The sequence below is a fragment of the Streptomyces sp. NPDC059866 genome, from assembly GCF_042731325.1.
Lineage (GTDB): Bacteria > Actinomycetota > Actinomycetes > Streptomycetales > Streptomycetaceae > Streptomyces > Streptomyces flavusporus.
In genome coordinates this window covers 238,685-255,444 of record NZ_JBHWJT010000008.1, presented here as the reverse complement: position 1 = coordinate 255,444, position 16,760 = coordinate 238,685, and the positions used below count along the sequence as shown (strand labels likewise).

The following is a 16,760-nucleotide window of genomic DNA, read 5'->3' as shown; positions in this document are numbered from 1 at the left end:
GGCGTGTCGTCACGTTATCGAGAGTGGTCAGGGACTGTCCGATGGATGCGCGAATTTCACCCCAACGGCAGAGTTTGGAAGCGCGCGGTGGACGCTCGACGCCTTAGGTTGGCGGAGTGAGTCAGCGCAGGCGCCGGGCACCGGCGACGAAGGTGAAGCGGAGGCGGGTGCTGATCACGGCGGCCGTCGCCGGCGTGATCGCGGTCGGGCTGAGCCTGGGCGTGTGGGCCATGGAGGGCGGCGGCGGTCCGGCCGGTTCGGCGACCCGGCCCGCGGACACCACCGCTCCGACGGCCTCCGACCCCGATGCCGCGGCCGCGCCGACCCCGTCGCCCACCCGCTCGTACCCCCTGTCCACGGCCCCGCGCACGATCCCCGCCGTCCGCGACCACACTCCGGGGCGCGGCCCCGGATGGCGCCCGGCGCGGGGGTACCGCGTGGTGGTGAGCGATGCGGACCTGGCCGACGAGGGGCGGCTGATCGCCGGTGAGCTGGGGCTGTCGTACGGCGGTGAGAAGGATGACGTGCGCGCCGGGGACGTACGGCTGGCGCTCGGCGGCGAGGGGGGTGCGGACCCGGAGTCGTACGCCATGACCGTGCGCGGCGGGCGGGTGACGATCAGCGGGCCTGCCGACGCGGGCGTCTTCTACGGCACCCGCACGCTGAAGCAGACCGTGCACGGCGGCGGCACGGCGCCGGAGGGCATCGTGCGCGACCAGCCGGCCAAGGCGCAGCGCGGGCTGATGCTGGACATCGCCCGCAAGCACTTCACCGCCGACTGGATCGAGGACCGGGTGCGGGAGCTGGGCGACCTGAAGTTCAACCAGCTGGGCCTGCACTTCTCCGACGACCAGGGCTTCCGTATCGAGTCCGACAAGCATCCGGAGATCGTGTCCGAGGAGCACCTGACCAAGGCGGAGGTCGGCAGGATCGTCGACCTCGCGGAGAGCCGGCACATCACGGTCGTGCCCGAGATCGACTCGCCGGGGCACCTGGGCGCGGTCATCGCAGCCCATCCCGATCTGCAGTTGCGCAACGCGCAGGGTGTGGCGGCGCGCGGTGCGGTGGACATCTCCAAGCCGGCCGCCGCCGAGATCGTCGACGAGCTGATCGACGAGTACGCCGGCCTCTTCCCCGGCGGGCAGTGGCACGTCGGCGGTGACGAGTACCGGGCGCTGACGGTCTCCGACCCGCAGGCCTCGTACCCGCAGCTCGCGGCCGCCGCGCGGGAGAAGTACGGCCCCGGCGCGACCGTCGCCGACCTCGCCACCGGCTGGCTCAACGACCGCGCCGCCACCGTCCGCGCCCACGGCCGCACCCCGCGCGCCTGGAACGACGGGTTCTATGCCGGTACGACCGTGCAGCCCGCCAGGGACATCAAGGTCGCGTACTGGACGGGCAAGGAGATCGGCGCGCGCATCCCGGTCGAGTATCTGAGGGCGGGCCGCGAGGTCATCAACTACAACGACGAGTTCCTGTACTACGTCCTCGGGCAGCCGCAGACCTTCGTCTATCCGACGGGGCAGCGGATCTACGAGCAGTGGACGCCGCGCGTGCTGCGCGGTACCCAGGCGGTTCCGGCGCAGTACGACGCCCAGATCCTCGGCGGCTCCTTCGCGGTGTGGTGCGACCTCGCGAACTCCCAGACGCAGGCCCAGGTGGCCGCCGGCATCCGGATGCCGCTGCGGGCGACGGTCCAGAAGCTGTGGGATCCGGACCAACCCGAGCTTTCCTGGGCAGAGTTCAGCAAACTGGCCGACCGGCTCGGCTGAAGGCGCGAAGGGCTGCGAAGTTCCCCGGGGTTGTGGTGTATTCGGCCCACAGGGCCGAGTCGAAACGCCGGGGGAACGGACATGGGCTACTGGGGATACTTCGTCGTGGGACGCGACGAGCGGCCGCTCGCGGAGCTGGCCGCGCTGTCGGGGGTGCCGGGCGGTGAGCTGCGGGAGTCGGCGCCGGGTGGCTGGCAGGTGTGGGAGTACGCCGGCGGCGACGGTGACGTGGGCAGCATGAACGCGCTGGCCGCCGAGACCGGGGCGCCCGCCCTCTTCGGATACGTCATGGACAGCGCCTGCGTGGTCGTGGAGGCGGCGGCACTGCAGAGCGGGGCGTGGACGGCCTGTCTGGCGCGGGCAGCGATGGCCGGGTACCTCGGCGCGGACCGTGAGGGGCTGACGCTGGAGGACTACTTCCTCGAACCGCGCGACGCCGCCGAACGGGCCGTCGCCTGGGCGGCGGAGGCCGGTCACACCGTGCCCGCCGAGCCGCTGCTCGACGTCCTGACCACCGACCCCGACCCGGCCTTGCTCCCGCGGGACCCCCTGGCCGAAAACCTGTTCTTCCGCTTCCTCGACCGGCTCGGCGTGGTACCCCTGTGACACTGCGGCGGCGCTGCGCGCAGTAAGGGGAAGTGCGGGCTCCGTAAGGGATGGCGCCCCGGAGCAGGAGGCGTGGATGAGCCTGGTGGAACTGATCGCGCAGGCCGACGAACGCGGACTGGTCGCCAGTGGGCTGGCTTGTTTGGATCGGTGTGTGCCCTTGTTGGGCGGTGACGACGAGGTGCTGCGCCCGCTGTGGGCGAACCTCGCGGACGGCGCGGAAACGGGCGAGTGGGGCGCTCTGCTGGACAAGACGCGCGCACAGCTGGGCGTCGCGGACGTCATGGACGCCGAGTACCTCGAGGACGAGGCCGCGTTGCTGGTCCGGCGGATGCTGGCCGCCGCCCCGGGCGTCCGGTCGGCCGCAGAGGCGCGGGTGTGGGCCGACGGTTGCTCGGTCGCCTCCCTGCAGATCCACCGCCTCCTCGACCCCGCAGAGGACGGCGCGGACTCGGTCGACTCCCGCCGCGCGGGCCGTACGGAGGGCATGTCGCCGCTCGTCGCCGCCGAACTGCGCCGCCAGATCACCGTCCTGGAACTGCTCGCCGAGCACGGCTCGGGCGGATTGCGCCGGGCGCTGGAGGTCTCCACGGAGGGGCGGCGGGTGCTGCGGGCGGTCGTGTCGCGCCGGGCGCGTCAGGTGTAAACCGGGTTGCCGGAAAGAATCCTGTGACCGTCCTGGGGTGGCGTTGGGGCGGTCCTGCGCCGGTCACGGGAACCCGCCGGATACGTGTGACGAATCCTCGCCCCGCCGCGCTCTTCGGAGTGTGACGACTGTGACGACAGAGCAGGAAACCAGGCCCTCAGCTGCGACGAAGCCGGTGCGCTGGGCGGCGGACGCGGTGGCGACGCTGCGCGAGGGGGCGCGGCTGCACCTCGACTACTCGGCGCAGAGCCTGTGGCGCGTCGACCGGCTGATCGACGAACTGCGCCGGGAGGAAACGCCGTACGCCGCCGTGGAGAACGTGCTGCGCGGCCTGGGCGCGTACGCGGGTGAGGTGATCGTCCGTCAGACCGGCGCCGAGTGGTGGGCGACCGGGGGCGACCACTGGGTCCGCACCCCCGACGGCCGCCTCTGGGACCCGGTCGACGAGGCCCGCCGCTGCTTCGCGGGCGACGGTTCGCTGCGGCTGCTCTGCCGGGACGCGACGCTCGGTACGACGGGGCAGTGACGGCCGGGGTCCCTGTGCAGTGCGGGCCCCGGCCGTCGGATCCGTGGCTACGGCGTCAGCGTCTGGCCCAGCATGCCGTCCGTGGGCGTGCCCAGGGCGGACTTGCTGAAGATGACCGTCTGCGTGTAGCCGAGGCCCGTGCTGTTGCTCGGCAGGTGCATCAGGATGCCGTCGCCGCCGTCCTCGCCCGAGGCGCCGAACGTCAGGTCGGCGCGCCCGTATCCGGACAGGTCGGTGAGCGAGACGGCTGAGCCGAACCCGTCGTTGGACTCGGTCGAGCCGGGGACGCCGGTGGTGTCCTGGGAGATCGCGAGCGCGCCGGAGCCGGTGAGGCCGGTCGAGCTGCCCTTGATCAGGAGCGCGTTGCCCGCGTTGACCTGGTTCACTCCGCTGCGGGTGAGGTCCTCGTTCTTGGCGCCGGCGAGGACGTCCGGGTAGCCGTCCGCGTTGTAGTCGCCGATGGAGACGGAGATGCCGAGGGCGTCGCCGGACTCGTTGCCGCCGGGGACACCGGCGGTGTCCTGGTGGATGACCTTCATGCCGGTGGTGGTGAAGCCGGTCGACGTGCCGAGCAGCATGGTGACCTGGCCGCCGGAGATGGCGCCGGACTCGGCGGCGACCGCCTGGCCGATGACGATGTCGTCGTAGCCGTTGGCGTTGATGTCGCCCGCGGCGATGGAACGGCCGCCCTTGACGGAGATGACGCCGGCCTTGGTCAGACCGGTCGCGGAGCCCGCGAACCGGACCACACGCCCGATGCCCGCGGTGTCCCGGTAGTTGAGGGCGACGTCCGCGTGGCCGTCCCGGTTGAAGTCGCCGCTCGCGGCGTCGAGGTAGGCGAGCGAACCCGTGGCACTGGTCAGCGTGCCGGAGGCGGTGGCGCCGCCGGACAGCCGCACGTGCCAGTTGCCGCCCTTGCCGGTGCCCGCCGAGAAGACGTCCGCCTTGCCGTCGGCGTTGAAGTCGCCGACCGTGACGGTGGAGCCGAGCTTGGCGCCGGCGGCTGTGACCGTGCCGGACGTGGTGTACGAGAAGCCCTTGGTGAGCGTGGGGCCGTACATCACCGTGACCTGGCCTCGGTCGGTGTTGCCGCTGGTGTCGTCCTCGCCGGGGGAGCCGATCGCGAGGTCGGCGTGGCCGTCGCCGTTGTAGTCGCCCCACGCGGTCGAGGCGCCGAAGGAGTCACCGGCCTCGGAGGAGTCAGGGACGCCGGCGCTGCTCTGGGTGAGGCCGATGCGCGACGCCGTGACGGGGCCGTCGATGCCGCCGGGGATCACGGTGACCCGGTTGGCCTTCGGCGTACCGGCGACGAGGTCGCTGACGCCGTCCCGGTTGTAGTCCGAGGTGGCCAGGGCGTGCGAGATGCCCGGGGTCTTGGCGAGGGCGCGGATCAGGCCCAGCTTGGGGTACAGGTTGGCGCCGGGGCAGGCCGTGGCGTTGGTGTCCTTGTGCCCGAAGACGCGCGGCAGGGTGATCTGCTGGCCCAGCGGCACGTTGTTGCCGCTGTACCCCTTGTCCGCGCGGGAGGTCAGCGTGACGCTGGTCGTCGGGTCGATGCCGTACATCCCGAACTTCCAGGCGATGATCCGCGCGATCGCGTCGAGCGCGGCGCGGCTCGGCTTGGCGGTCTCGAAGTTGCCGATGTACGAGATGCCGAGCGTGTCGGTGTTGAAGCCGGCGTCGTGCGCGCCGATCACCGGCAGGTCCATGCCGCCGCTGCGGCCCTCGAAGATCTGGCCGCACTTGTCGACGATGAAGTTGTAGCCGACGTCGAACCATTCCTGGGCCAGGTGCGCCTGCTGGATCGTCCGCATCCGGGCCGCGCTCTCGGCGCAGGAGAGGGTGTTGTCGTTGTCCACGCCGGTGTGGTGGACGACGGCGGCCTTGATGTCGGTGCCGTAGCTCGGCGTGCCGTTGTAGTCCGTCGACGCACCCCACTGGGCCTGCGTGATGATCGGCGGCTTGACGACGGTCGAGGGCCGGGGAGCGGGGACCGTGGAGGTCGGGGTGGGCGTGGGGGACGCCGTCGGGGAGGAGGTGTCCGTGACCGTGGCCGTGGGCGTGTCCGTCGGCGTCGGTGTCGCGGTGTCGGTCGGCGTATCGGTCGGCGTGGGCGTGTCCGTGGCCGTCGGCGATTCGGTGACCGGGGCGCTGGTCTCCGCGACGAACGCGGCGGGCTCCATCCCGTCGGCGCCGGCGGCGTTGGTGCCGATGCCCTCCGGGTCGGTGCCCGGGTCGAGCAGCTTGACGTCCATGCCGGTCGGCTGTCCGGTCGCCTCGGTGCCGTCGCCGTTCACGAGGCGGACCTCGATGCCGTCGGAGTCGCCGGTCCACAGTGACTCGGTGCCACCGCGGGCGGCGGCGCGCTCCGCCTCGGCGCCGTCGGCCTGGCTCGGCTCCAGCGCCACCGTCTGCCACGCCGACCACTTGCCGGTCTCGATGTCCCGAGTCCGCACCTGGGGCTTGCCCTTGGCCGCCGCCTCCGGGTCGTCCCAGGTCAGCACGACGGCGCTGAACCGGTCCGTGTCCCGTCGGTCCAGGCCCTTGCGGCCCCTGCCCTCGTCCTTCAGCTTCAGCGTGTGCACGGACGGCTTGCGTGCCGCCCCCTTGCCGTCGGTCGGCGCGGGCTGATCCGCGACGGCATATGTGACGGCGCCCGCACCGCCGACGAGTACGGCTCCGATGGTCAGCCATGCTCTTCGCCGAAGGCTCAGCGGTTTGTACACACGGGTCCTACGCGGACTCAAATGTCCCACCCCTAGAAAAGAAGCTCATTGGCCTCGCCTGTCACACAGGCGGCACTTGTACAGCGCACGGTCCCGGCGAAGTGTCACTGTGACGTCGGTGCCGCGAACTCCCCCTGGCAGGTCGCGCGGCCGAACTTCCCGAAGGCGGTGGCGGTCTGGACGTGCTCCCCACGGACGGCAAGGGTGCAGCGGGCCTGCCCGCCCTGTTCGCCGAGCGTGATGGTCACGACGGGCGCCCTGTCGAGCGGCACCTCGATCGTCTTCTTCCAGGCCAGCTCGATGCTCTTGGCGACGACGGCCTCCCCGGCCTCGCTGTGCGCCTGATACGTGAGGTTGGCTGTGCCCTCGCCGTTGACCTCGTATGTCACCGAGGCGGTCGGTACTACGACGTCCGCGACAGATCAACAAGATCACCAACGCAGCTCGTCGACCGTCGGCAAGCAGCAGATCACCGCGTTCACCTACACCGACCGCGGCCAGCCGCTGAAGGAGGCCAGGCCGGACGAGAACACCGGCCGGCCAATGAGGAGGCGGGGCCGGGTCCTTGGCGGACGCGGCCCCACTGGTCCGAAGGGCGTCAGGTCGCCGCCCAGACCTCCGCATCGTCGGCCGGGACGGTGGTGGCCAGTCCCAGTTCCTTGCGGGCGGCGACCGTCTTGTTCGGGTCGAGGCCGGTGAAGGCCGGGTCGTAGGCGATGTAGAACGCGTCGGCGTCGGTGGCGTTCGCGGCCTTCTTCCATTGCTCGGCGGTCTTCTCCAGCTGCTCGCGGAGCTTGCCGACCTCCGTGCCCTCGATGTCCTGCAGGCCCTCGAGGTGCGCGTCGAGGGCGGCCGTGACGGCTTTGGCCTGCGCCTTGTAGCCGTCCAGGTCGTCCTCGACGTAATCCTCTTCGGACTGGTTCGCCCACAGAGCGTCGTAGACGGCGTTCGCACCCTTCAGGTAGGCGGTCTGTTCGGGCTTCAGGTCGGCCTTCAGTGAGCCGGTGAACTTGCCCGATTCCTTGGTGTAGGTGCAGGTCACGGCGCGGTCACCCGTTGCCCAACTCTCCTTGGTCGGGGTGTAGTAGAAGAGGTCGACCCCCTTGGGGAGCGCCCAGGTGTCCGGGGCGGACTTCCCCGCCTCGACCGGGCACCGCTCGTCGGCGATCGCCGAGACCGCGTCGTCGCCGGGGTATGTCTTCTCTTCGTCGATGTCGAATTCGCCGACGACCTGACCCGCGTGCGCCTCGCCGCAGGGCACGATCTCGACGGCGAACGTATCGCCCTCGACCTTGCCGTTCGGGTTGTAGCAGTCTCCGATGCTCAGCGAGAACACCGATCGCTGGCGGGCCACCTTCTTCGCGCCGTCCTTGGCGCTGTCCACGGCATCCGAGACATCCGAGCACCCCACCGCGCCGATCGCGAGCAGGGCGACGACGGCAGATATGCCACGAAGGGGACGGTATGGGGTACGGATTGCCATGACGTGTACATCCTCTTATGAGAACTTTATGAGGGGCGGCGTGCGCATCGTATGCCACTCCTGTGACGGGACTGCGCGAAGGTCCTTGCCGGTCAGGACGGGTGCACGGCAAGTCCCAGCCCTCCGGGGCTTCGTGCCGACGCTCGGACCGTTTCAGTCAGCGGCGATGTCGCGCTCCGTGCCGGGCCAGTACTCGGACAGCCGGTCCAGCGCCGGAGGCCGTCGGCCTGCACTCCCCTCTTGGCTCGTCACAGCTTCTCTGACTCTCGACGAGCCGCAGTGGTTGTATGCGATCGCTGCAGGTACGGTCCACGGCACGGCTGAAGAGTTCGATGCGGCCGAAGCCTTGCAGGGCGGGTCCCCGGCCTGGAACGGGTCGGGATTCCGGGGTGGTGGCCGTCGTGGCTTCCGCTCGGGTAGCCGGGCAGGGGGGTTTCCGACCATGTCAACGGCCCTCGCCGTGGTGGCGAGGGCCGGTTGTTCGGGGGCTGGCGGTGGGCTCAGGCGGGGAGTCCGCCGTCCTTGACGGCGGTGACGAACGACGACCACGCTCGGGCTTCGAAGACGAGTGCGGGGCCGTCGGGGGCCTTGCTGTCACGGACGGGGACGATGGGGGGGAGGTTGTCGGCGACCTCGACGCACGCGCCGCCGTCCGGGTTGCTGTAGCTGCTCTTGCGCCACGTCACCTCGGTCAGGTCGATGGCTCGCACGGCACTTCCTCCAACATCCGCAGGATGAACTTCCGCGACTCGGCCGGGTTCAGAGCTAGGTCGCGCATCGCATCGTACGCACGTTGCAGCCGCTCAACTGAGGCGTTTTCTTCGATCAGTTCGCCGCGGTGCGCGTTCTCCGTGTATGCCACCGTAGCGCCGTCCAACAGCCGAAGGAACATCACGTCGGTGCTCACCAGCCCGTGCAGGCCTGAGCTTTGCGGCAGTACCTGGAGGGTGATGTTCGGGCGCTCCGACACCTCCAGCAGGTACTCCAACTGTTCCCGCCACGCCCTGGCGTCGCGCAGCGGGGTGCGCAGCACCGCCTCGGCGAAAAGGGCGCGGAATGGTGGTGCGTCCTCTCCTTCCAGCAACTTCCGCCGGCCTGTGCGCGCCTCAACCTGCTGCTCCAACTCCTTGCCCTTGGCGCTGCCCAGCGCGAGAACCTCGTACGCGTACCCCTCCGTCTGGAGAAGACCGTGAATCGTGCTCACCCCGTAGTGCCACAAGTTCACCGCCTCGGCCTCCAGCGCCATATACCGCCGATACTGCTCCTTGAACTGCGTAGGATCCCCCACCGCCAGCTCCCACAACGCCAACAGCAACCCCGGCGTCCCGTAATGCTGATCCAGCGCCTCGGCCACTTCGGGGCTCCCCAGTGTCGCCCCGCTCTCCAGCTTCCCGAACAGCGACGCGTCCCAGCCCACCACCTTGGCCAGCTCACGCAGACTCTCGCCCCTGGCCGTGCGCAGTAACCGGAGTTCCTCCGCGTACCGTCGGCGTGGTTCCTGGCTGCGTCCCGTGATCACCCTTCTCGGCGGCATCGCGCTCCTCCGTCGTCCCTGGAAGAAGGCCGTGGCAGGTGTGGAAGTAAGCCGCAGGGCGACGAAGGAGAACTCGTCCACGGCGTTCCGGTCCCGCTCCCGGGCCATGCTCGTAATGACTGGAACACGCAGCGTAATCCAGGCAGTTCACCCCGCGTGGGGGAACGGCGGAAGGGGCGGATCCATGACGGCGGAGCACCGGGCGGCGGCCGACACGATCAGAGACGCCGAGGAGGTCAGGGATGCCCTCGCGTCCGCCCTCGAACGCGCCGGACTCAGACTCCCGTCGCTGAGGCTGGACCCGAACACCTACGCCGACGCGAACCCCCGGCCCCTCATCGAGCTGGGACGCTGTTCCCCGCCCCTCGCACGGGAGTTGGCGGCCGTCATCGAGAAGGGAATCGAGAGGGGGGCGGCGCGATGACCCGGCGCGTGTTCCGCTACGTTCCGTTCACCATCGAGCAGGACCGCACCGCGGAGCCCGAGTACGAGGCCCGTTGCGTGTCCGGCGACGAGACCGAGTGCGGTGCGCGGTCCGGTACGTATGGCCATCCCGCGCCCGTCGAGGAGTGGCAGCGTCGGCACACGCAGGAGACCCGGCACCTGCGCTACCGGCGGAACTTCGGCGACTACGCGGTGATGCGGCCCCCGGCTGAACTGGCCGCGCTGCTGCGGGACAGCGGGGGCGCGACGTGACCGTCGTCCACCGCAGCTCTGCCGAGCGGGAAGTCCGAGAAGTCCGGGAAGACCGGGAAGACCGGGAAAACGTGACGGCCGGTTCCGAGGTGTGCGAGCACCGGCAGATCGAGAAGCGTGACGGCAAGACGCACTGCCGGGACTGCGAGCGGCAACTCTACCTGTGAGGGCTCGGCCCCTCGGCGGGCCGGGACGGCTTCGTGGGCGGACCCGCCGTTCCCTGAGATGCGTCGCGGACTCACGAGAAGTCAAAAGGTTGTACGCGTTCTGTGACCTTGCTGTGTGCGAATGAACACGCTCGTTACCCGTGATGCTTGTGAGGCGATGTCCGCTTGGTCAGCGGGAGGACCAGAAGGAGTCCTTCCGCCGGCCAAGCCAAAGGGGTGGGGTCCCCATGAGCCCAGTGGACGAACGCACACCGCGTGCACGTGAGATGCGCCTCTACGCCGCGGCCTTCGTCACCCGCGTCACCGCCCGTAATCGCCTGCCGCTGGACTACTCGGTGGCCAGCCTGCGCATCGTCGACTTCCTGATCGACGGACTGCGCAGGGGCGACGCCGACCGGGAGCGCGTGCGAGAGACGCTGTCGGGGCTCGGGGCGTACGTCGGTGAGGTGCTCGTGCGCCGCGCGGGGGCGGTGTGGATGGACTTCGACGCCGACCAGTGCGCTTACTTCGGCCAGCCGGTGGGGGTGCGGATGCCGGACGGGCGGGTCTGGAACCCGCTCGGCAAGGTCCACAACCGGTTCGACGTCGGCGGCCCCGAGGAGTCGCTGGAGATCTTCTACCTGACCCTGCACGGGCGGGCAGGGAGAGCCGTGGCATGAGAAGACGCATCGCCGCGACGACCGCGCTTCTCGTCTCCGCCGCACTCACGGGGTGCTCGGTGGATGCCGCGCCGCCCTCCGAGCCGAGCCGCCGGGCCGCCGCACCCGCCAAGACCGAGCCCGCACCCGCCCCCGAGACCCCCGCCGAGTTCCTCGCCCTGGCCGAGGAGGCGATGGCCGCGGAAGAGGGCTGGCGATTCACCGTGAGGGGGAGCGAGGAACTGGTCCTGCAGGGGCAGCAGAGCGGCGCGACCTACTCGGCGCAAGTGCACCGGACGACCGGCGACCCCTGGGCGCTGCACTCCGTGGGCAGCAGCCGGAGCAGCAAGGGCGTGACCAAGTCCGAGGAGATCTACGTCGTCGACGGCATCGGGTACGTCAAGGAGGGCGACGCCGCCTGGCGGCACGGGCCCGTCTCCGACCCGGAGATCGCGGGCAGGGTCGAGGACCCGGTGGCCGCCCTCGACGCGTTCGAGGACTACGGCGACGCGGTCTCTCTCACCGCCTCGGACCAGCGGATCGAGTTGCGCGTCCGTACGACGTCCGCCGCGCCGCTGCCCGCCGTACGGGACCAGGGCGTCGTACGCAAGGCCCTGCGCGAACTCGCCCCGACCCTGGAGCAGTTGCGTGCGGCCGGCGTCACGGCACCGGAGAGCGGGATCACCGTGGAGCGCGCCGAGGAGAAGCTCGTCCTCAACTCCTCGACGTACCAGGTCACTTCGCACACCTTCCGGTGCGTCTTCCGCATCCCGTACGGCACGGGGAGCATCCGCTACGCCCAGGACGTGACCGAGCGGACCTCGGGGCCGTACGAGGGAGCCGTCGTGTTGCCGGAGGGAGTGGGGTGACGGACGCACTGTGACACTTACCTCCGGCCCGACGCTGAGGACCGTGGGGGACAAGGGCAAACACGGCCGCGCCGCTGGGTACGGACGCGCCGCGAACCGGTACGGACGAGGACAGTTATTGGGCCAGGGAGGGGAACCCCGCCGCCTGCGCGCGTACGACGGGGAATTGGGCGCGGCCGTCGCGCGGGCCCAGGAAGGTGACGAGGCCGCCTTCGCGGTCGCGTACCGGCTGGTGCAGCCAGGACTGCTCGGGTACCTGCGCGGGCTGGTCGGGGACGATGCGGAGGACGTGGCGTCCGAGGCCTGGCTGGAGATCGCCCGGGACCTGGGCCGGTTCAAGGGCGACGGAGCCGGGTTCCGGGGCTGGAGCGCCACCATCGCCCGGCACCGGGCGCTGGACCATCTGCGCCGGCAGAAGGTACGGCCCCGGTCGTCGGCGCTGGAACAGGACGTACTGGACCTGGCCGGTCCGCACAGCACGCACGACCAGGCGCTGGAGTCGATCTCCACGGAGCACGCCGTGGAGCTGGTCCGCGGGCTGCCGCGGGACCAGGCGGAGGCCGTGCTGCTGCGGGTGGTGGTCGGCCTCGACGCCCCGGCCGCGGCCCGCGTCCTCGGCAAGCGCCCGGGCGCGGTGCGGACGGCCGCGTACCGGGGGCTGAAGCGCCTGGCCAAACAGCTGGGCGTCGAAGGTGTGACGGATGGTGGCCCCCAGACGCTGGGGGAATCGAAATGAACAGTGAGTGACGGCGGCGGCCAAGGCGGCGCATCGGCGAGGCAGGCCGGTCGGGTGCGGCGGCTCCCGGAAGGTGGCCGGTCGACGGACGGGCGCGTGAGTCGTACGGGCGTGCGCGCCGTACAGGCTCTCGTGGGCGCCTTACAGGCTCTACGGAGGCCGCGAGTCACAGCTGCCACATAGGACGCATGGCGTACATGGTCACAGAGACCACGTGGGCCAGGGGCCATACGGGCCCCACAGGCGTGTGTGAGTCACAAGAGTCCACAGGCCACATGAATTGAACAGGTCGGACAGGGACGGGAAGCGGACATGGGTGAACAGCAGAGCGGCGGTGGGTCCCCCGGCCGTCGGCGTGTGCACCCTGACGGCATGGCCTCCGGTCACGCGTCCGGCCCGGCCGTGGCACTCGACGACGCCGAGCTGGAGGCGCTGCTCTCCGCCGCCGTGCTGCGCGGGCACCGCGTGGACACCGAGGGCGAGCAGCGTGCCGTGTCCGCGTTCCAGGCCGCGCGGGACGCGGGGGCACACCGAGCGCGCACCCGGCGCCGGGACGACTGGCGGCCCCGCGAGCAACGGCGGCTGGCGCTCTCGGTGAAGACCATGCTCTCCCTGTTCATTGCGAGTCTCGCGCTGGGCGGCGTAGCGGTCGCCGCGATCGGCTCGTCCGACGGCCCTGCCGACCAGGGCAGGCCGACCCGGTCGATCAGCACCTCCGACCTGCCGACCGCCGAGCACTCCTTTGCGGCGTCCGACGCCGCCTCCGGGAAGCCCGACCACCCGTCCACCGCCCAGGACACCGAGGCCCAGTGCCGCGCCTACGACCAGGTCAAGGACCGCGGTGACGCGCTGGACTCGACGGCCTGGCAGCGGCTCGTCACGGCGGCGGGCGGCGAGGACAAGGTGGCCGCGTACTGCGCCGAGCAGCTGGCGCGGGCGGCCACGAGCAGGCCGAGTCAGGCGGCCACGCCGGGCGGCGGAACGGCGGGCGCGACGAACGGTGCCGACGACAACCGTGCCGACAACGGGGAGAGCCGCGCGGGCAACGCGAACAGTGGCGCGGGCGGCGACCATGCCGACAAGGCCACCGAGAACGGGAAGAAGAACTGACCCACAGGGGAAGAGCCCTGACCTCGCGCGCCCCGGTACCTCCACTCGCCAGGCGGCGCAGGCCCTGCGCCGAGGCAACGGCCGGGGTCGCCACCCCCCACAGGAGAGACCCCGGCCGTCGCGCGGCACGGGCCGCGCGGCGGCCCGTACTTCCTACAGCGCCATGAGTGCGTTTTCTGTCACACCCGTGCGTGTCACGAGTTAGTTGCATCCTCTACGGACATGGACGGGGAGCGGTTTCAGGACGTAACGTGCCTTTCGCGCCGGACTACGGAGGCCGGGAGACCACCGCAACCATCCACGGTCCTGGAGGACCGCAACCATCAATTGAGGAACCACGACGGCGAGAACCCGGTCCGCGAGAGCGGCGCCGGTTTAGGCGCAAGAGGGGCGCGGTGCTGGGGGACGACGCGGAGCTGACAGCCGCGGTGCTTGCGGCACAGGACGGGGACGAGACCGCGTTCCGGACTGTGTACCGCGCGGTGCATCCACGGTTGCTCGGATACGTACGGACGCTGGTCGGCGACCCGGACGCAGAGGACGTGGCGTCCGAGGCCTGGTTGCAGATAGCGCGGGATCTGGAGCGGTTCAGCGGGGACGCCGACCGGTTCCGGGGGTGGGCCGCCCGGATCGCCCGCAACCGTGCGCTGGATCACATACGCATGCGAGGACGCCGCCCCGCGATAGGCGGCGACGAGACGGAACTGACCGGCCGGGCCGCCGAGTCCGACACCGCGGGCGAGGCCATCGAGGCCCTGGCCACCGACCAAACCCTCTCCCTCATCGCTCGGCTGCCGCAGGACCAGGCCGAGGCCGTCGTCCTGCGCGTGGTGGTGGGCCTGGACGCGAAGACCGCCGCCGAGACGCTGGGCAAGCGCGCGGGTGCCGTACGCACCGCGGCGCACCGCGGTCTGAGGCGCCTCGCCGAGCTCCTCGGCGAGGCGGGAGCCGATCCGGAATCGGCCGGCGTCCTCGACGCCCTGCCGCCGCAGCGAGAACCGCGCGACGGCGCGGTGACGTCCGCGAGTGTGACGCCTACGCGCGCGCGGACGCAGAAGGACATGTGATGGCCGACGAGCAGTACAGGTGGCTGGACCGCGATACGACGGAGCGTTTGCTGAGCGGAGAGCCACTGGACGCTGTCGACGCCGCCGCCGGGGACCAGGCCGCAAGGCTTGCCGAAACACTGGGTGCGCTGTCCGTGAAACCCGCGCTGACCAGCGACGAACTCCCCGGTGAGGCCGCCGCGCTGGCCGCTTTCCGCAAGGCGCGGGCGGACCGGGACAGTGAGCGCGCCGACCTCGGTGCGCCCGGCGATGCGCACCTCTCCGACGCCGGGCTCGCGCGGATCGGCGGCCGCTCCCGTCGGCGTACGTCCGCCGTTCGCAGCCCGCGCTGGGCCCGCCCCGTGCGTCTGGGGCTGGCCGCCGCGCTGGCCGTCGGCATGGTCGGCGGGGTGGCTGTCGCGGCCGGAACCGGAGTCCTGCCCACGCCCTTCGACGACGAACCCGGCCCGGCCGCGTCGGTCTCGGCCGCCGAACCGCCGGATTCGGAGCGCCCGCTCGCCTCGCCCCCGTCGGCGCAGGGCGGCGAGACCGGCGCGCCCACGCCCGAGGGCACCACGAGCGGCCCCGCCGTCGAGGAGTCCACCCCGGCCGACAAGAGCACGACCGAGGAGCGGGACGGCGCCGAGAGCCCGGCCGGCCGGCCCGACGGCTGGTGGGAGACGGTCACCTCGGCGTGCCGCGATGTGCGCAACGGCAAGGACCTGGACCTGGACCGCAAGCGGACCCTGGAGGGGGCGGCCGGTGGTTCGTCGCGCGTCGGGAAGTACTGCGACGACGTCCTGAAGAACGCCGGCAGTGCCGAGGCCCAGGTCGACAAGGGCCGCAGCGACGGCGATGACGACGCCGGGAGCGACGGCAAGGGCGACGAGGGCAACGGCGGCGAAGGCGACGACGACAAAGGCGACGACGACAAGGGTGAGGACGACATAGCCCCCGGCATCCCCGGAGACCGGGACGGCGTGTCGTCCTCGCCGACGGCCTTCGCGCCCAGTCGCCCGGAGCAGTCGGCAACCTCGCCGCTGCCGACCGCCGACCCGTCCCGCTCGGCCTTCTGACCTGCGATTTCGTTCCGCATTGAACTTCTCGCCCCGCAGGGTGTGACATTTTCGGCCGCGGCAGCGCAGTACTGAATGAGCCGACTGGTCATCGGCCGTCGCACTGAGCCGGGGTTCCCCCCGTACCCACGGCTCGTGCACCTCGGCGCGGGCGGGACACGTTCCCCCGGTCCCGCCCGCGCCCCGAAACCCTCCCTCGCCTCACCAGTGCACGACGACCTTGTCGCCGCCCCGCACCTGGGCGAACAGATCCGCGATCGCCGCCTCGTCCCGCACGTTGACGCATCCGTGCGAGGCTCCGGCATACCCACGGGCGGCGAAGTCGGACGAGTAGTGCACGGCCTGTCCGCCGCTGAAGAACATGGCGTACGGCATGGGCGAGTCGTACAGCGTGGAGTGGTGGTGCCGGGACTTCCAGTAGACCTGGAACTCGCCCTCCCGGGTGGGTGTGTACGTCGATCCGAAGCGCACCGGCATCGTCGAGACCGTCCGCCCGTCGATCATCCAGCGCAGGGTGCGGCTCGACTTGCTGATGCACAGCACCCGGCCGGTCAGACAGCGCGGATCCGGGGCGTCGGCGGACTGGCCGCCCATCAGGTACAGGTCCCACTGGCCCGGCTCGCGCGTCATCTTCAGCAGCCGCTGCCAGGTGACCGTGTCGGTCTCACCCGTCTGCGGCAGCCCGCGCTTTCCCTGGAAGCCCCGGACGGCCTGCTCGGTCAGGTCGTCGTACGTCCCCGTCGGCCCGTCGAACAGCCAGGCGACCTGTCGCAGCCGCGCCTGCAGCTCACGCACGTCCCGGCCCGTGTCACCGGGTGACCAGAGGACCTTCGGCGGCGCGGCGGGCGGGGACGGGGTGCTGGATCTGTCGTCCTGGTCCTCGCCTTTGTCTTCGGTGGGCCGGGAGGACGGGGTGGGCGTCGCCGGCCTGGTGCCGGTGATGTCGATGTGCACCGGCCCGCGGGGTTTTCCGTCCGCGTCCACCGCCTGCGCGGTGCAGCCGCCCACCGTCACCAGCGCCGCCAGCGCGGCTATCGCTCTCCCCATGCCCGCAGTACGCATGACAGCCCCCCGTCGTCTCACGGCCGCCCCACCCCAGGACGCCGACGTCACCTGAGATGTTCCCCGC

The 16,760-nt window shown here is 71.2% G+C and carries 19 protein-coding genes; 13 read left to right on the top strand and 6 right to left on the bottom strand.

The features are described from left to right. The first annotated feature begins 116 nt into the window (after nt 1-116). The 4 genes from ACFV7R_RS15135 to ACFV7R_RS15120 all read left to right on the top strand — a co-directional run bounded on the left by ACFV7R_RS15135 (nt 117) and on the right by ACFV7R_RS15120 (nt 3,550). The gene (locus ACFV7R_RS15135) at nt 117-1,772 is read left to right on the top strand and encodes a glycoside hydrolase family 20 protein (protein ID WP_385263670.1); all 1,656 of its coding nucleotides are present in this window, start codon (nt 117-119) and stop codon (nt 1,770-1,772) included. An 81-nt stretch (nt 1,773-1,853) separates the two neighbouring features. Beyond that, the gene (locus ACFV7R_RS15130) at nt 1,854-2,378 is read left to right on the top strand and encodes a hypothetical protein (protein ID WP_385263669.1); all 525 of its coding nucleotides are present in this window, start codon (nt 1,854-1,856) and stop codon (nt 2,376-2,378) included. A 76-nt stretch (nt 2,379-2,454) separates the two neighbouring features. Beyond that, on the top strand, nt 2,455-3,024 hold the full coding sequence (locus ACFV7R_RS15125) for a hypothetical protein (protein WP_385263668.1): 570 nt from the start codon (nt 2,455-2,457) through the stop codon (nt 3,022-3,024). Between the two features lie 130 nt (nt 3,025-3,154). Continuing rightward, on the top strand, nt 3,155-3,550 hold the full coding sequence (locus ACFV7R_RS15120; protein ID WP_385263667.1) for a hypothetical protein: 396 nt from the start codon (nt 3,155-3,157) through the stop codon (nt 3,548-3,550). A 47-nt stretch (nt 3,551-3,597) separates the two neighbouring features. Here the strand turns inward: ACFV7R_RS15120 and ACFV7R_RS15115 are convergent, their stop codons facing one another. The 5 genes from ACFV7R_RS15115 to ACFV7R_RS15095 all read right to left on the bottom strand — a co-directional run bounded on the left by ACFV7R_RS15115 (nt 3,598) and on the right by ACFV7R_RS15095 (nt 9,293). Continuing rightward, a complete protein-coding gene (locus tag ACFV7R_RS15115; RefSeq protein ID WP_385263665.1) occupies nt 3,598-6,276 on the bottom strand; it encodes an FG-GAP-like repeat-containing protein in 2,679 nt (892 codons plus the stop codon). A gap of 104 nt (nt 6,277-6,380) precedes the next feature. Next, nucleotides 6,381-6,665: a hypothetical protein gene (locus tag ACFV7R_RS15110; RefSeq protein ID WP_385263663.1), complete on the bottom strand. Its 285-nt coding sequence runs from the start codon at nt 6,663-6,665 to the stop codon at nt 6,381-6,383. A 209-nt stretch (nt 6,666-6,874) separates the two neighbouring features. Continuing rightward, entirely contained in the window at nt 6,875-7,759 is an 885-nt protein-coding gene (locus ACFV7R_RS15105; RefSeq protein ID WP_385263662.1) for a septum formation family protein, read from the bottom strand. 500 nt (nt 7,760-8,259) lie between these two features. Beyond that, nucleotides 8,260-8,469, bottom strand: coding sequence for a DUF397 domain-containing protein (locus ACFV7R_RS15100; RefSeq protein ID WP_385263661.1), 210 nt, complete (start codon nt 8,467-8,469; stop codon nt 8,260-8,262). Next, nucleotides 8,451-9,293 (bottom strand): helix-turn-helix domain-containing protein, encoded by an 843-nt coding sequence (locus ACFV7R_RS15095; protein ID WP_385263800.1) that lies wholly within the window; start codon nt 9,291-9,293, stop codon nt 8,451-8,453. The genes ACFV7R_RS15100 and ACFV7R_RS15095 overlap by 19 nt, the downstream gene beginning before the upstream one ends. Nucleotides 9,294-9,477: 184 nt before the next feature. Here ACFV7R_RS15095 and ACFV7R_RS15090 point away from each other — a divergent pair, with 184 nt between their 5' ends. The 9 genes from ACFV7R_RS15090 to ACFV7R_RS15050 all read left to right on the top strand — a co-directional run bounded on the left by ACFV7R_RS15090 (nt 9,478) and on the right by ACFV7R_RS15050 (nt 15,631). Next, on the top strand, nt 9,478-9,717 hold the full coding sequence (locus ACFV7R_RS15090) for a hypothetical protein (protein ID WP_385263659.1): 240 nt from the start codon (nt 9,478-9,480) through the stop codon (nt 9,715-9,717). Continuing rightward, nucleotides 9,714-9,989 carry a hypothetical protein gene (locus tag ACFV7R_RS15085; RefSeq protein ID WP_385263658.1) on the top strand — a complete coding sequence of 92 codons (276 nt, stop codon included), beginning with the start codon at nt 9,714-9,716 and terminating at the stop codon, nt 9,987-9,989. Before ACFV7R_RS15090 ends, ACFV7R_RS15085 begins: the two co-directional genes overlap by 4 nt. Further along, nucleotides 9,986-10,156 (top strand): hypothetical protein, encoded by a 171-nt coding sequence (locus ACFV7R_RS15080; protein ID WP_385263656.1) that lies wholly within the window; start codon nt 9,986-9,988, stop codon nt 10,154-10,156. Before ACFV7R_RS15085 ends, ACFV7R_RS15080 begins: the two co-directional genes overlap by 4 nt. Nucleotides 10,157-10,383: 227 nt before the next feature. Further along, complete coding sequence (locus ACFV7R_RS15075) at nt 10,384-10,815, top strand: hypothetical protein (RefSeq protein ID WP_385263655.1); 432 nt, start codon at nt 10,384-10,386, stop codon at nt 10,813-10,815. Beyond that, a complete protein-coding gene (locus ACFV7R_RS15070) occupies nt 10,812-11,663 on the top strand; it encodes a hypothetical protein (RefSeq protein WP_385263654.1) in 852 nt (283 codons plus the stop codon). Before ACFV7R_RS15075 ends, ACFV7R_RS15070 begins: the two co-directional genes overlap by 4 nt. 118 nt (nt 11,664-11,781) lie before the next feature. Then, nucleotides 11,782-12,399, top strand: a complete 618-nt coding sequence (locus tag ACFV7R_RS15065) for an RNA polymerase sigma factor (protein ID WP_385263653.1) — start codon at nt 11,782-11,784, stop codon at nt 12,397-12,399. 372 nt (nt 12,400-12,771) lie between these two features. After that, the gene (locus ACFV7R_RS15060) at nt 12,772-13,509 is read left to right on the top strand and encodes a hypothetical protein (protein WP_385263652.1); all 738 of its coding nucleotides are present in this window, start codon (nt 12,772-12,774) and stop codon (nt 13,507-13,509) included. Between the two features lie 395 nt (nt 13,510-13,904). Next, complete coding sequence (locus ACFV7R_RS15055) at nt 13,905-14,576, top strand: RNA polymerase sigma factor (RefSeq protein ID WP_129801968.1); 672 nt, start codon at nt 13,905-13,907, stop codon at nt 14,574-14,576. Continuing rightward, complete coding sequence (locus ACFV7R_RS15050; RefSeq protein WP_385263651.1) at nt 14,576-15,631, top strand: hypothetical protein; 1,056 nt, start codon at nt 14,576-14,578, stop codon at nt 15,629-15,631. The genes ACFV7R_RS15055 and ACFV7R_RS15050 overlap by 1 nt, the downstream gene beginning before the upstream one ends. A gap of 201 nt (nt 15,632-15,832) precedes the next feature. On the opposite strand, the gene ACFV7R_RS15045 is transcribed toward ACFV7R_RS15050, so the two are convergent. After that, nucleotides 15,833-16,678 carry a L,D-transpeptidase family protein gene (locus ACFV7R_RS15045; protein WP_385263650.1) on the bottom strand — a complete coding sequence of 282 codons (846 nt, stop codon included), beginning with the start codon at nt 16,676-16,678 and terminating at the stop codon, nt 15,833-15,835. Between the last annotated feature and the right edge of the window lie 82 nt (nt 16,679-16,760).

What these genes read in the sequence shown, in the direction of transcription:
- ACFV7R_RS15125 (WP_385263668.1), top strand. Translation starts at nt 2,455, where the DNA reads ATGAGCCTGGTGGAACTGATCGCGCAGGCCGACGAACGCGGACTGGTC.
- ACFV7R_RS15050 (WP_385263651.1), top strand. Translation starts at nt 14,576, where the DNA reads ATGGCCGACGAGCAGTACAGGTGGCTGGACCGCGATACGACGGAGCGT.
- ACFV7R_RS15105 (WP_385263662.1), bottom strand. Translation starts at nt 7,759, where the DNA reads ATGGCAATCCGTACCCCATACCGTCCCCTTCGTGGCATATCTGCCGTC.
- ACFV7R_RS15075 (WP_385263655.1), top strand. Translation starts at nt 10,384, where the DNA reads ATGAGCCCAGTGGACGAACGCACACCGCGTGCACGTGAGATGCGCCTC.
- ACFV7R_RS15085 (WP_385263658.1), top strand. Translation starts at nt 9,714, where the DNA reads ATGACCCGGCGCGTGTTCCGCTACGTTCCGTTCACCATCGAGCAGGAC.
- ACFV7R_RS15070 (WP_385263654.1), top strand. Translation starts at nt 10,812, where the DNA reads ATGAGAAGACGCATCGCCGCGACGACCGCGCTTCTCGTCTCCGCCGCA.
- ACFV7R_RS15045 (WP_385263650.1), bottom strand. Translation starts at nt 16,678, where the DNA reads ATGGGGAGAGCGATAGCCGCGCTGGCGGCGCTGGTGACGGTGGGCGGC.
- ACFV7R_RS15130 (WP_385263669.1), top strand. Translation starts at nt 1,854, where the DNA reads ATGGGCTACTGGGGATACTTCGTCGTGGGACGCGACGAGCGGCCGCTC.
- ACFV7R_RS15090 (WP_385263659.1), top strand. Translation starts at nt 9,478, where the DNA reads ATGACGGCGGAGCACCGGGCGGCGGCCGACACGATCAGAGACGCCGAG.
- ACFV7R_RS15060 (WP_385263652.1), top strand. Translation starts at nt 12,772, where the DNA reads ATGGCCTCCGGTCACGCGTCCGGCCCGGCCGTGGCACTCGACGACGCC.
- ACFV7R_RS15095 (WP_385263800.1), bottom strand. Translation starts at nt 9,293, where the DNA reads ATGCCGCCGAGAAGGGTGATCACGGGACGCAGCCAGGAACCACGCCGA.